This is a genomic window from Vibrio tapetis subsp. quintayensis (assembly GCF_030409945.1).
Taxonomy (GTDB): domain Bacteria; phylum Pseudomonadota; class Gammaproteobacteria; order Enterobacterales; family Vibrionaceae; genus Vibrio; species Vibrio quintayensis.
This window is the reverse complement of the sequence record NZ_JAUFQV010000009.1, coordinates 16,242-30,057: the sequence shown is the minus strand read 5'-3', so window position 1 is coordinate 30,057 and position 13,816 is coordinate 16,242. Positions and strand designations below refer to the sequence as shown.

Genomic DNA, 13,816 nt, shown 5'->3' with positions numbered 1-13,816 from the left:
ATGTTTGCTTATCTTATTCTTATAGTTAATCTTTTTCTTGGTACGTTAAATAATATTCTGTGCTCAACTGTGATTGTCATCTTGGCTTTAGTTAAAGTTTTGCTGCCGACTCAAGGCTCGAAACGTTTTATCACTCGGGTAGCCAACACGGTTATGCGCTTTTGGTCGGGCATTAATGGCTTAATTATTAATGGCCTAAACCCTGTTGAATGGCATGTCATCGGTGGTGAGGACCTTAGAAAAGATCAATGGTACTTGTTGATTTGTAATCACATGAGTTGGACCGATATCTTAGTGCTATGCACCGTATTTAAAGACAAAATACCGATGCCCAAGTTCTTTCTTAAGCAAGCTTTGTTATACGTACCATTTATCGGTATGGCTTGTTGGGCGTTAGACATGCCATTTATGCGCCGTCACTCTAGAGAGTATTTGATACGTCATCCTGAAAAACGAGGCCAAGACTTAGAGACGACACGCCAGTCATGTGAAAAGTTTCAACACATTCCGACTACGGTCGTGAACTACGTGGAAGGAACGCGCTTTACGGCGGAAAAACATCAGAAGTCGGCACAACAATACGATCATCTATTAGCACCTAAGTCGGGAGGTATTGCGTATACGCTGGCTGCAATGGGCGAACAGTTTGATAGCATCATAGATGTGACCATCGCCTACCCGGACAATAGAGAGCAGCCTTTTAAAGACCTGTTATTAGGACGCTTGAAGCGAATTGAAGTTCACATTCGTACCATTCCAATGAGTGAGCAACATACTGGTGACTACTTTAACGATAAGCCGTATAAGCGCAGTTTTCAGTTGTGGCTTAATAATTTGTGGCAAGAAAAAGACGATTTGTTGAAATCAATTTATAAGCGTAACTAAAGTAAAAAAAGGAGCTAATTGCTCCCTTTTAGGTTTGTTTGGATTATTTCTTTAGCAAGAAGTTCACCAATTCAAAGTACTGCTCGACAGACTCTAAAGATTCGGTTTTTACTAAATACTTGTTGTTGACGATAAGAGCAGGAACCCCTCTTAAACCGCTGTTTTCAAATTGTTTATCGAATCGACGTACCATTGAGTCGACGGCAAAGCCATTGAATGCAGAATCGAAAGCTTTCGCGTCAACACCATGATCTAAGAAAATTTGACGCAGTTCGGCGTCATCTTTTGGTGCTTTGCGCATGTTATGAATGCGATCAAATAAAATTGGCGTCATTTTATCTTCGATTTTTAGTACGATCGACGTCGCGTAAGCTTTACTCATCGACATGCCCATCGGGCCACCCATGAAAGAAACGTGTACTTTTTGTAGCTTGGCGTTATCTGGGAGTTGACGCTTAAGTTCTTGAATCATTGGCTCAAATGAATGGCAATGCGGGCAGTAGAATGAAAACAACTCAGTGACTAGCGGTGATGATGAAGCCGTCACATCCAGCACTTTATAGTGCTCATCTTGATTAAACTGTGCAGCGTAGGCAGAAACACTTAATAGCAGGGTTACTGCTAGGGCAATAATTTTTTTCATGTTGTATTTTTTCTCCATTAGATCCGTATGAGCTGTATTTGATTACCACTGAGGCATTAAAGAAAGCGGTGCATCTTGCAGTGCCGCCATTTGCTCTTTGAATGCAAGCACCTGACCTTCCCAATACCTAGGGTCGTTAAACCACGGAAAAGCGATTGGAAATGCAGGGTCATCCCAGCGCTTAGTCAACCACGCCATATAATGTACCATTCGTAAGCCGCGTAGTGGTTCTATAAGTGCCAGTTCCGCTGGGTTGAAATCACAAAAATCGCTATAGCCTTCAAGGATAGTATCTAATTGCGCGAGTTTATCGGCACGATCACCGTTTAATAACATCCATAAATCTTGGATTGCAGGCCCATTCCTCGCGTCATCGAGATCGACAAACATTGGGCCATCGCGCCATAGGATGTTGCCTGGGTGGCAGTCACCGTGAAGGCGGATAATCTTCGAATTATCGGTCCATTGAGCCTCAATCATTTTTATTAGCGTATCTAAATCACCAAAGAAGCTGTTTTCTAGATGCGATGGAATCACATTTGATTGTACCAGTAGCTCTCGAGGGTTGCGCAGATACTCATCCAAGCCCATCGTTGGTCTGTGAGTAAAAAGTTGACGTTCACCAACCTTGTGAATACGGCCTAAAAAGCGACCAGCGCCTTCTAGTTGGTCAAAGTTATCAACTTCAAATTGACGCCCACCAACACTTTCAAATAAAGAAAATAGGTAACCTTGATACTGATGAATGGTTTGCCCATTGATGTGAATAGGTGGCGCGACCGGGATCTCTTGTTCGACCATTTCAAGCGTAAAATCGTGCTCTTCTTGAATTTGCTCTAAGCTCCAGCGCATTGGGCGGTAAAACTTGACCACGTAGCGTTTTTTGTCTTCGTCACTAAACTGATAAACGCGGTTTTCGTAGCTGTTAAGAGCCAGTAAGCCCGATTCAGCGCGAATGCCGATGCTTTCTAAGGCATACCACATAAAGTCGGGAGTCAGGGCATTAAAGTTAAAAGCATTTTCGGACATAGAATAAAAAAGGCTCATTGCTGAGCCCTTTCCTTATTAATGATATGAGGTTTATAGCTTTTTAATAAAGCGGCTTTCCACTTGAATGGAAAAATCGTCACTGTCGGTGAGTATAAACTGAATCGTTGAAATAGGAGAGCTGAGATTATCAGAGTCTACTCCTAACGATATTGGTAAGTTAAAGACTTCACCTGGCTGTACGTGTACCGCTTGAGCACCATACCATTTTGCATCGGTTAACCCAGACACATCCAATTGATATTCTTGTGTCTGTTGGGTCTTGTTGATCACTTTTAAGGTGTAAGTGTTCTCAATCAGCCCCTCATTGTTGGTTTTGAACAGTTGATTTCGGTCTCGAAGGACACTCAAACCGGCTGGATCAACACTGATAACTTGGAACACAAATAGGCCTAGCATGGCAAGGAGTACGACTCCGTAGCCAATGAGTTTTGGCCTGACTACTTTGGTGTGATTTCCGGCCAAGCGGTGTTCCGTGGTGTAACTGATTAAACGAGTCGGGTAACCCATGCGCTCCATGGTTTTGTCACAAGCATCAATACAGGCACCGCAGTTAATGCACTCATATTGTAGTCCATCGCGGATATCGATACCCGTTGGGCACACTTGAACACACAGGTCGCAATCGATGCAGTCACCAAGGCCTTTCTCTTTCGGGTCAGCTTTGCGTGAGCGTGGACCGCGTGTTTCGCCGCGGTTATTGTCATAACCCACGATATACGTGTCTTTGTCGAACATCGCTGACTGAAAGCGAGCATAAGGACACATGTGTAAACATACGATAGAACGCATCCATCCGGCATTTGCGTAGGTACAGCCAGCAAAAAACAGCACCCAAAACGCGGGCCAAAAGCTAGTGTTAAAGGTGACAAAATCCACCACCAGATCGGTTACCGGTACAAAATATCCAACGAAAGTTAATCCAGTAGCAATGGATATCGCCCACCAAGCGAGGTGCTTTAAGGTTTTTCTTACTGCAAGCTTTGCTGTGAGCTTACTTGCATCTTGTTTACGCCGTTTATTGGCTGAACCTTCTAGCTTTTCTTCAAACCACACGAACATAAATGTCCATACCGTTTGAGGACATAAAAAACCACACCAAACTCGCCCTAAAAAGGTGGTAAGAAAAAATAGGCCAAATGCTGCGATCATAAATAGCAAAGCAAGCAGGGTGAGGTCTTGTGGGTAGAGTGTGGTACCGAAAAAGCTAAACTGTTGTTGGCCAATATCTAGCAAAATGGCTTGTCTTTCACCGTATGGAATCCAAGGCACAATCGCAAACATGAGTAGCAAAAACCAACCACCGTAACGGCGTAGTTTTTGGTATGCCCCTTTACTTTCTCGGATATAAATTTGATTACTTGGGTTGAATCTGTCCTTTTTCCCTTTGTGTGTTTTCGGGTTAAAGGTTTTTGGAGTCACATCTTTGATATCGATTTTGTCCTGACTCATACAAAACGGTCCTTATTAAGCTAAGCGAGAAGGTACATTGCCTTCTGGTTATTTATTCCGACATTACTTTCTGCCTGACACGGCAATAGGAGAGTATAACGCTGCCATTAAATAAATTTCTTTAGCGCTATCAAGATTTAGCAAAAATGTTAGTAATCATGAGGAAAGCGTGGTGATTAAGTATCTAGAACTGTTGCATTAATGAGAATAAGCAACAAAGCGGTGAGAGGCACCGCTTTTTAGAACGAACATTTTGTTATTCGATGATACCGCGAGCTCTTAAAATAGCGGTCTTAAAATCATCTTCCTGGTCTTTGGCAAGGCCTGGGATCATTTCTTCTTTCTGACTATTGCGCATTTTCAGGTGATAAATGAGTACATCGTCAGTCAGATCTTCGAGTTTTCCCTCGTAGCCAGCTTCTTTAGCGAGCGTTACGATGAATTTCAGTAAGTTCATGTCTGAATCTTTTTGCCACTCAGGGTGGATCAGTTCAATTAATTCATTTACGCGATGACACTTCATTTTCTTTCTCCATGGGCATGGTTGCCAATTAGGTGCTTACAAAGCGGTTTGATGGTCTGGCAATGTGAGCTTTGGCTATTTGTAAATTTATTCTTATTGATAACTTCATATCGTCAGGCTTGAGCGACCCTAGTATGAGTGGGGATAAATTAGCAGATCAATAGAAAAGAAAAAAGCGCAGTATTAAAGACCGCGCTTTTTTATTATGCCGCTTGAGTGACTTTGTCTTGCGTTGGACTGGTTAGAGCCGTTTGCTTAACTAAGTTTACTTGTGGCGTTGCTTTAGCTGCTACTGGTGCAGCAACAAAGCTGCTACGACGGCGTGACGCACTACAATGAGTGTGCGAAAACCTGACGGAAGTTGGGCGCATTAGTTTACCTAACAGTCAGGCATATCCTTTGCCAAATTAATGGCCTAATTATCGCGTGAGATAAATCTCTTCTGGCACGTGCCAATCCAAACCATAATTAGGTGTTTAGATATGAAATCATACCCACTAAATAGACTAGCACTTTCAATTAAATTGGGCGACCGTTTACACTAATAATTTGCTGGTTTTTTGAACATTATATTAATAGCGAACGGGAATGGATTGAACTTGCTTGTTCAACATGCTTAATATGAGGGAGGAAAATAGCTGATCACTGCGTTCTTTATCTCGGTAGTGAATTTATGGTGTCAAAACAGGAGTCTTAAATGTCTTTTTTTAAGAAAACATTAGCCAGCTTTGGAATTGGCAGTGCCAAGGTCGATTCAGTCTTACAGCAGGAATTCTTAGTCCCTGGTGGGAAAATTAACATAAAAATTCACGTCTATGGCGGCTCAACTGACCAAGCTATCGATAACATTGACCTAAAACTATGCAGTCAATATGTGGAAGAGGTCATCGACACTTCGGGCAATGATGAACGCCAACATCGAACAAAAAGAGTAAAAGTGAAATATGCGTTGGCAAGTTGGACTTTACCTTATGCGTTTACTATTGAGTCAGGTAAAGAACGAGAATTTGATGTCGAGCTAGATGTACCTTTAAACACGCCAGTAACCATTGGTGATGCCAAAGTGTGGCTTGAAACTGGCTTGGATATTTCTATGGCGGTAGATCCAAGTGATAAAGACGTGTTGACCGTCAGGCCAGAACCTATGCTAGACGGAATTTTTACCGCTTTAGAAGATCAGGGGCTGCGTATTCGCCAAGTAGAATGTGAAGCGGCAAAAGGGTTCGAATTGCCATTTGTACAAGAATTTGAGTTTGTGCCGACTACTGGGCCTTTCCATGGTCGCTGGCGCGAGTTGGAGATCATTGCTTACCGAGACGAAGATAAACTATCGCTCTGGTTTGAAATAGACAGACAAAAGAAAGGGCTAGGAGGCTTAGTTGCGAGCTTGTTGGGTACCAGTGAATTGAAGAGACAACTGGAACTTCCTGTCGATCTCAGTGGTGAAGAAGCAGGAAAGCAAGTGCTCGAGTTTCTTGATTCGACCAGTGGTTAACTGCGCATGTTGAGTGTGGATGTCTGTTAATAATTTCAGCTTACATGTGTACTCTGAATGTGTCATACTGCCGAATGTTGAGTTCTAACTCTAGTTTTTAAGGCGTTTATGACCGAGCTATCCATTAATGATTACAGTAAAAAAGAAGAGCTAGCCAATACGATTACCCATGGGGTGGGGCTGTTGGCCAGTGTGATTGGCTTAGTCCTTATGTTGGTTAAGTCTTTCAGTTACCAAGCCGATATGCTGACGTTTTTTAGCATGACGGCTTACGGTAGCAGCATGATTTTACTGTATCTTGCATCGACGCTTTACCATGCCAACACTAAACCATCAGCACAACGATGGCTAAAAACGTTTGATCACTGTGCTATCTATTTATTGATAGCCGGCAGTTATACGCCATTCTTACTTGTTGGGCTGCGCACGCCTCTGGCGATTGGCTTAATGGGCGTTATTTGGTTGATAGCCTTAGTGGGGATCATTGGCAAAGTGGTGTTCATTTATCGTTTCGAACGTTTGTCGCTCTACAGCTACCTGAGTATGGGCTGGCTGTCGCTAGTGGTTATTTATCAACTGGCGATTACCATTGATATCGGTGGGCTGGTATTGCTCGCTTTAGGTGGCGTGGTGTATTCGCTAGGCGTGATTTTTTACGCTAATGATCGCATTCCATACAACCACGCCATATGGCATGGCTTTGTATTAGCGGGCAGCGCGTGTCATTTTTTTGCTATTTATTTGTTTGTCACACCGATTTAACGACGCCAAAAGGCTGGAAAGAAAAGTACCAGAATGGTCAGTATTTCCAGTCTTCCCATCAACATGCCTACACTTAATACCCATTTAGCGCTGTCTGGTAAAGAAGCAAAATTACCTGTCGGGCCTATCACGTTACCCATTCCAGGCCCCACATTCGCAACCGCAGTTACTGCACCTGATATCGCAGTTACAGAGTCAAGACCCAGTCCGCTGAGAATGGCGGCAATGATGATGATGGTAATAAAAAAGGTTAAGCCAAAAGCGACCAGAGAACGGACGATGTCGTCATTCACTTGGCGCTGGTTGTACTTTTGAACAAACACACCTGATGGGTGGATTAGCCTCAGCATTTGTTTGTTTAACAAGGTTAATGCGATTTGAAAGCGGAACACTTTTATGCCGCCAGAAGTTGAGCCAGAACACGCCCCTGCCATCATGATAAAGGCAAAAATAACCGTCGGCAGTGCGCCCCAAGCTGAAAAGTCTTCTAAGCCAAAACCGGTGGTAGTGATCACCGAAACGATGTTAAACATAGCGACACGTACCGCATCGATAAAGTGGTAATGGTTATGGTAAGTCAGCCATAACGCCACAATTAAGGTGGTGGTGACAACCAAATAGAAGAAGCCACGAACTTGTGCATCACGCCATAAAGCCTTTGGGGTGCGCTTTTTAAGGGCGACAACAAACAGCAAGAATGGCAGACCACCAAGGAACATAAATAGCGTCCCTACCCATTGAGAGCCGTGAGAGAAGTGGTTCATCGACCCGTCAGATGTAGAATATCCACCTGTAGATAATGTGGTAAAAGCATGATTGACGGCATCAAATAAGTTCATGCCAGTGACTAAATAGCCAATAATGCACAGTGCCGTTAGTGTCAGATAAACGTACACAATGTTTATTGCCACGTTTTTCATTCTAGGAGAGCTTTTATCGGACCAATCAGAAGACTCAGTTTGGAATAGTCGCATCCCCCCAACATTTAGCATGGGTAATATCGCCACGCCCATTACGATAAACCCGATCCCGCCGAGCCATTGTAAAATTGAACGCCAGAGTAAAATGCTTGGTGCCATCGAGTCTAGGCCGCTGAGTACGGTAGAACCGGTTGTCGTTATTCCTGACATTGTTTCAAAGTAAGCATCGGTAAAGCTAATATGGTTGATGAAAACAAACGGTAGGGCGGCAAACGCACTGGCTATTGTCCAGACCAACGAGGTAATGAGAAACATATCTCGCACACCTAGCCGAAATGTTGCGGTTCGGCCAATGGTTAAACAGGCAAAAGCGGCCACATGCAAGATGATCAGTGACTTACCAAATTCTAAAAACCCACCTGTACCCGTGATAAATGCAACGATGGTAGGCACGTACATAAACAGCGCTAACTTTGATAGCACAAGTCCAATAACGAATAAAATAGGGCGTAGGTTAACCATAACGATTGTTCACCAGCAGGCTTGTTGGTAGTAATCCTAACGCAGGATTACCACCCCAAAGCATAGCTCGATTATAGGAAGAAAGGACTCGGTTGGAATAGACGTTCAACATCGGGTACGTATTTTTTATCGACTAAGAACATCACAACGTGATCGTCTTGTTCAATAACGGTTCTGTCGTGGGCAATGAGTACTTCTTCACCACGAACAATAGCACCAATGGTCGTGCCCGGAGGAAGCTTAATGTCGCCAACGGCCCGGCCAACTACTTTAGATGTGCTTTCGTCACCGTGAGCGATGGCTTCGATGGCTTCTGCTGCGCCACGTCGTAATGACGATACGTTAACAATATCGGCTCGACGAACATGAGTCAGCAAGGCTGAAATAGTCGCTTGTTGTGGTGATATGGCGACATCGATAACGCCACCTTGAACCAAATCAACGTAGGCACCACGTTGGATCAGCACCATTACTTTTTTAGCGCCCATGCGTTTTGCTAGCATGGCAGACATGATGTTGGTTTCATCTTCATTGGTGAGAGCGATGAACACATCAACTTGGTCGATATTTTCTTCTAGTAGCAGTTCCTGGTCAGCGGCGTCGCCACAAAATACGATGGTGTTTTCTAATTCTTCTGATAATTGCTCGGCACGATGAGTGCTGCGCTCAATCAGTTTCACGCTGTATTGTTGTTCAAGTCTTTTCGCAAGGCTAGCTCCGATATTACCACCACCAACAATCATGATGCGGCGGTATGGTTTCTCTAGTCTTTGCAGTTCACTCATTACTGAGCGAATATGATTACTGGCCGCAACAAAGAATACTTCATCGTCGGCTTCAATGATGGTTGTGCCTTGAGGCCTGATAGGGCGACCTTGACGGAAGATTGCTGCCACGCGAGTATCAATGTGCGGCATGTGTTCACGCAACGCGGATAACGCATTACCCACTAACGGGCCGCCGTAATAGGCTTTTACCGCCACTAAGCTGACTTTTCGTTCAGCAAAACTGACCACTTGCAGAGCTCCAGGGTATTGGATTAAGCGCTCAATGTAGCTTGTTACTAATTCTTCTGGTGCAATTAGGTGATCAACTGGAATCGCACCAGATTGAAATAACGCGTCTTTTTGAGCCAGGTATTGCGGTGAACGAATTCGAGCAATACGGTTTGGTGTGTTAAACAGGGTAAACGCTACTTGGCAAGCCGCCATGTTGGTTTCATCCGCATTGGTTACGGCAACCAGCATATCCGCATCTTGAGCGCCGGCTTCTTGCAGAGTGTCGGGGTGACTGGCATAACCATTCACCACACGAAGGTCATACTTATCTTGTAGTTCTCTTAGGCGATCGCCATCACGGTCAACAACCGTAATATCGTTGTTTTCACCCACCAAGTTTTCTGCCAGTGTGCCGCCGACTTGCCCAGCACCAAGTATGATGATTTTCATCGTTCACCTATGTTATCTCAATCAGAGCGAGCTTATGCTCGCTCTGTAGTCTTAGTTGTACTTCGTGTTTTGGTTAGCTGTCTGTACGCTTGGTTAGAACGGCGTAGTAGAAACCATCCATATCTTCATCGCCAGGTAGAATCTGGTAGCCTGGGTTTTTTGGATCAGAGCCTTCTAGTTGTGCATCTTCAGTACGCTTTAGGAATGCGATGACTTGATCGCGGTTTTCCTGTGGTGTTACTGAGCAGGTTGCATACACCATGGTGCCACCTGGCTTCAGCTGACGCCACATGGCATCAAAGATTTCACTTTGTAATTCAGCCAATGCTTCAATATCGGTCGCGCGACGTAGCCATTTGATGTCTGGGTGACGACGTATTACGCCAGTTGCTGAACATGGAGCATCAAGTAAAATTCGGTCAAACTGACCACCAGTCCACCACTCTTCAGGGTAGCGAGCGTCACCGCAAATCACGTCGGCTTTTAGTTGCAAGCGATCTAGGTTGTCGTATACACGGTCTAAACGGTTCACATCACAATCAATCGCCACCACTTCAGTGTCGTTAGTGTGTTCTAGAATGTGTGCGGTTTTACCACCAGGTGCGGCACAACAATCTAAGATCAGGTCGCCATTTTGTGGTGCTAAGAAGTCTACCGACAGTTGAGCCGCGGCGTCCTGAACAGATACCCAGCCTTTATCAAAGCCCGGTAGCGTCATCACATCACAAGGCGCGGCCAATTTTATGGCGTCTTGGGCTTTCGAGTGCGCAATGCATTCAATGTTTTCGTTTTTAAGCAGTTCCATGTACTCGTCACGAGTATGGTGCTGGCGGTTCACACGTAGCCACATCGGGGCTTTCTGGTTGTTGGCTTCTACAATGCTTTCCCATTTGTCTGGGTAGGCCGCTTGAAGTGATTTCATGATCCAACCAGGGTGGCCATATTTGCCTGCACTGTGGCTAACAGAAATTTCGTCTAACTGTTCTTGATTGCGTTGATAATTACGCAGTACCGCGTTAATTAGGTTTTTTAAGCGAGGACCACGTAGGGTTTCCGTTGCTTCAACCGTTTCCCCCACCGCCGCGTGTGCTGGGATTCGCATGAAGCTAAGTTGATAAATACCCACCAAGATTAGGTGATGGAATACGCGCTGCTTACCTTTTAATGGCGTGTCCATTAATTCATTGACAATGGACTCTAAGCGAGGTAAATAACGCAGAGCACCGTAACAGATCTCTTGAAGCAACGCATGATCGCGTGGCTTGATGGTTTTCTGCGCCGCTGGAAGAGCGTGAGAAAGAGAGTGGCCTTTGTCTACCACTTGGAAAAGTACGTTTGCTGCTGCTGCGCGAACATTCATGATCAAAACCTAAAATAAATCTAATTGAGATAGGCCAGTAAACGCTGGCCTAAATGATAATGGTAATTTATGGAGCAGGTTTAGCCTAATTGGCTGCCCACTTCAAACCAAGCTGCACGGGAGTTTAAAATATCCTGTACTGACATGGCTTTCTTGCCCGGAACTTGTAATTGTTCTAGCACTAATACGTCTTTGCCTGTTGCAATATAAATACCGGTTTTATCCGCTTGGATAATCGTTCCCGGCGCTTTGTCTTGGCTTGTTGCTATCACACGGGTTTGCCACACCTTAATGGTGTTTTCAGCTACACTGAAATGACTCATTGGCCAAGGATTAAAAGCTCGAACGCAACGCTCAATGAAGGCTGCATCTTGTGTCCAATCGATTTTTGCTTCTTCTTTACTTAGCTTTTTGGCGTAATTTGCCAGTGCATCGTCTTGCTTGGTCGCAACGGCTTTACCTGTAGCAATATCAGCAACGCAATCAATCAAAGCTTGCGGGCCAAGATCGGCTAGCTTGTCATACATACTTGCACTGGTATCCGTTGCTTCAATTGGCAAGGTCGCAATTTTGAGCATATCACCAGTATCAAGACCAATGTCCATCTGCATAATGGTTACGCCAGTCTCGGCATCACCCGCCCAAATAGAACGTTGGATAGGAGCTGCACCACGCCAGCGAGGCAAGATAGAGCCATGCACATTGATACAACCTAAACGAGGGGTATCGAGTACGGCTTGTGGCAGTAATAGGCCGTACGCCACAACAATCATTAAGTCGGCATTAAGGTCAGCGAGTTGTTGCTTGGCTTCATCCGATTTAAAGTTTTCAGGTTGGAATACCGGAATATTACTTTCAAGTGCGATATTTTTAACTGGGCTCGCGGTCAGCTTTTTGCCACGACCTGCAGGGCGATCTGGCTGGGTGTAAACACCGATGATTTCGTGCTCCGAAGACAACAACGCCGCCAAATGACGGGCGGCGAAGTCCGGAGTACCTGCAAAGACAATTCTTAATGACTGGCTCAAGGTAACCTCGTTTCTATTTGTTTTTAGCGTTGCTGCGTTGAATTTTTTCTAGCTTATCTTTAATGCGCTTACGTTTTAGAGGCGAAAGGTAATCGACAAATAGTTTGCCTTCTAAATGGTCAAGCTCATGTTGAACACATATTGCTAGTAATTCGTTGGCTTCAAAGCTGAATTCTTTACCATCACGATCAAGTGCCGTAACAGTGACTTCGGCAGCACGCTCTACCAATGCACGAGCACCGGGAACAGACAAGCAACCTTCTTCAATACCATCTTCACCGCGTTTTTCAGTGATTTCAGGGTTGATAAGCACCATTGGTTCATCGCGTGTCTCAGACACATCAATCACCACGATGCGTTGGTGGATATCGACTTGAGTTGCCGCAAGGCCGATGCCTTCTTCGTCGTACATGGTTTCAATCATGTCATCGACGATTTTTTGGGTCTCTGATGTTACTTCCTGCACGGGCTTGGCCACGGTGCGTAAGCGGTCATCTGGGAAAGTTAGTACTTGTAATACAGACATATACACTCGAAATATTGAACTGTGCCGAAACAGCTAAAACCTAGTTGGGTCAATTCTAGACATTTTATGACCTAAATGACAGCATCCAAAGCAAAGATTCACAATGGAGTAGTGGTATGAAAGGGAGATTTTTAAAGGCAGCTCTGGTTATTTGTACTGCTGTTTCATGCTTTTCTGTCAGTAGAGTTGCAGTAGCGGCAAACATAGAATTAAAAACAAATGCGCCGACGGCTTATGAAGTGATCAAAGGCGATACCCTATGGGATATTTCAGCACTTTATTTGGATAGCCCATGGTTGTGGCCAAAGCTTTGGCGCGCAAACCCAGCGATTAATAATCCTCACCTTATTTATCCTGGAGACAAACTGACGCTGATTTGGCGTGATGGGCAACCAACTCTTGAATTAAAGCCTGCCCACACAGTAGATGGAACAGAGTCAGCCAATCAAGCCTTATCGGCTTTGGCAAAGCCATTACTAACGCCGTATTTACAGAAAGATAGGTTGCTCTCGGTAGAGGACTTTCAAGCCGCGAATCGAGTCGTTGGCTCTGAAAGTGGTCGTCACTTTTTAACTGCGCGAGACACTATTTATATCCAAGCGAATCGCCAAGTTCGTGAGTGGGGGATTTACAAAGAAGTTGAAACACATCGCCGTAAACCTCACAACCAAAGTGCGATCTCATTGAAGTTGGTTGCACTGGCAAAAACGGTAGACCTGTCTGCAAAGGTTTCCAATGAGAGCGTGATGACAGCGCTAAAAATCGTGAAACAAACCCAAGAAGTCAAAGTGGGCGATCTCGTTTTAAGCCAAGAGCATCATACGAGTGAGCATTCTTTGTCTTTCTTCCCTTCCGCCGCCCCCGCTGAGCCTTCATCTTCTCATGGTGAACATCACCCACCAGAGGTTGTTGGCATGATGAATGGCAGTAAGTTCGCCACGGTTAATGATGTGGTGATCATCAACCGTGGTAAGCAAGACCAACTGGTTCAAGGCAGTATGTATCAAGTCGAGCATGCTATTGATGGTGTATTACTGGCAGATCAGCAAGCAAAAAAGATTATGTTGCCTGCGGTACATATTGGGCAACTCATGGTTATACGTACTTATGATCACTTTAGTTTGGCGATGGTGACCGAAAGTAAAGAGCCGATTGATCGCAGCGCAGGTTTGGTTTCTCCGCTAAACGCGGTTGTAAGGTAAAGC

14 protein-coding genes are annotated in these 13,816 nt (G+C 44.7%); 4 read left to right on the top strand and 10 right to left on the bottom strand.

The genetic code is table 11. The annotated features are described in order from the left end of the window. Window positions 1-885 carry a 1-acylglycerol-3-phosphate O-acyltransferase, YihG family gene (gene yihG, locus QWZ04_RS03160; RefSeq protein ID WP_290324845.1) on the top strand — a complete coding sequence of 295 codons (885 nt, stop codon included), beginning with the start codon at window positions 1-3 and terminating at the stop codon, window positions 883-885. Window positions 886-928: 43 nt separating this feature from the next. Here yihG and QWZ04_RS03155 read toward each other — a convergent pair whose 3' ends face one another. The 5 genes from QWZ04_RS03155 to QWZ04_RS03135 all read right to left on the bottom strand — a co-directional run bounded on the left by QWZ04_RS03155 (window position 929) and on the right by QWZ04_RS03135 (window position 4,921). Continuing rightward, window positions 929-1,528 (bottom strand): thiol:disulfide interchange protein DsbA/DsbL, encoded by a 600-nt coding sequence (locus QWZ04_RS03155; RefSeq protein ID WP_290324842.1) that lies wholly within the window; start codon window positions 1,526-1,528, stop codon window positions 929-931. 42 nt (window positions 1,529-1,570) lie between these two features. Further along, the gene (locus QWZ04_RS03150; protein WP_290324945.1) at window positions 1,571-2,557 is read right to left on the bottom strand and encodes a serine/threonine protein kinase; all 987 of its coding nucleotides are present in this window, start codon (window positions 2,555-2,557) and stop codon (window positions 1,571-1,573) included. A gap of 51 nt (window positions 2,558-2,608) precedes the next feature. Next, window positions 2,609-4,027 carry a cytochrome c oxidase accessory protein CcoG gene (gene ccoG, locus QWZ04_RS03145; RefSeq protein ID WP_290324840.1) on the bottom strand — a complete coding sequence of 473 codons (1,419 nt, stop codon included), beginning with the start codon at window positions 4,025-4,027 and terminating at the stop codon, window positions 2,609-2,611. Window positions 4,028-4,283: 256 nt separating this feature from the next. Then, a complete protein-coding gene (locus tag QWZ04_RS03140) occupies window positions 4,284-4,550 on the bottom strand; it encodes a YihD family protein (protein WP_290324838.1) in 267 nt (88 codons plus the stop codon). Window positions 4,551-4,753: 203 nt separating this feature from the next. Beyond that, entirely contained in the window at window positions 4,754-4,921 is a 168-nt protein-coding gene (locus tag QWZ04_RS03135) for a hypothetical protein (RefSeq protein ID WP_290324835.1), read from the bottom strand. Window positions 4,922-5,247: 326 nt separating this feature from the next. Between QWZ04_RS03135 and QWZ04_RS03130 the strand changes: the two genes are divergently transcribed. Both QWZ04_RS03130 and trhA read left to right on the top strand, forming a co-directional pair. After that, entirely contained in the window at window positions 5,248-6,045 is a 798-nt protein-coding gene (locus QWZ04_RS03130; RefSeq protein ID WP_290324833.1) for a sporulation protein, read from the top strand. Between the two features lie 108 nt (window positions 6,046-6,153). Then, entirely contained in the window at window positions 6,154-6,807 is a 654-nt protein-coding gene (gene trhA / locus QWZ04_RS03125) for a PAQR family membrane homeostasis protein TrhA (protein ID WP_290324831.1), read from the top strand. Here the strand turns inward: trhA and QWZ04_RS03120 are convergent. From QWZ04_RS03120 to def, 5 genes are all read right to left on the bottom strand, one after another. Beyond that, window positions 6,804-8,249 carry a TrkH family potassium uptake protein gene (locus tag QWZ04_RS03120; protein ID WP_290324828.1) on the bottom strand — a complete coding sequence of 482 codons (1,446 nt, stop codon included), beginning with the start codon at window positions 8,247-8,249 and terminating at the stop codon, window positions 6,804-6,806. The two genes, trhA and QWZ04_RS03120, sit on opposite strands and share 4 nt — an antisense overlap. Before the next feature lie 71 nt (window positions 8,250-8,320). Beyond that, window positions 8,321-9,697 (bottom strand): Trk system potassium transporter TrkA, encoded by a 1,377-nt coding sequence (trkA, locus tag QWZ04_RS03115; protein WP_290324826.1) that lies wholly within the window; start codon window positions 9,695-9,697, stop codon window positions 8,321-8,323. 73 nt (window positions 9,698-9,770) lie between these two features. Beyond that, window positions 9,771-11,057 (bottom strand): 16S rRNA (cytosine(967)-C(5))-methyltransferase RsmB, encoded by a 1,287-nt coding sequence (gene rsmB / locus QWZ04_RS03110; RefSeq protein ID WP_290324824.1) that lies wholly within the window; start codon window positions 11,055-11,057, stop codon window positions 9,771-9,773. An 80-nt stretch (window positions 11,058-11,137) separates the two neighbouring features. Next, window positions 11,138-12,085, bottom strand: a complete 948-nt coding sequence (gene fmt, locus QWZ04_RS03105) for a methionyl-tRNA formyltransferase (protein ID WP_290324823.1) — start codon at window positions 12,083-12,085, stop codon at window positions 11,138-11,140. A gap of 13 nt (window positions 12,086-12,098) precedes the next feature. Beyond that, a complete protein-coding gene (def, locus tag QWZ04_RS03100) occupies window positions 12,099-12,611 on the bottom strand; it encodes a peptide deformylase (RefSeq protein WP_290324822.1) in 513 nt (170 codons plus the stop codon). A 116-nt stretch (window positions 12,612-12,727) separates the two neighbouring features. Between def and QWZ04_RS03095 the strand changes: the two genes are divergently transcribed. After that, complete coding sequence (locus tag QWZ04_RS03095; protein ID WP_290324821.1) at window positions 12,728-13,813, top strand: LysM peptidoglycan-binding domain-containing protein; 1,086 nt, start codon at window positions 12,728-12,730, stop codon at window positions 13,811-13,813. Window positions 13,814-13,816 lie beyond the last annotated feature (3 nt).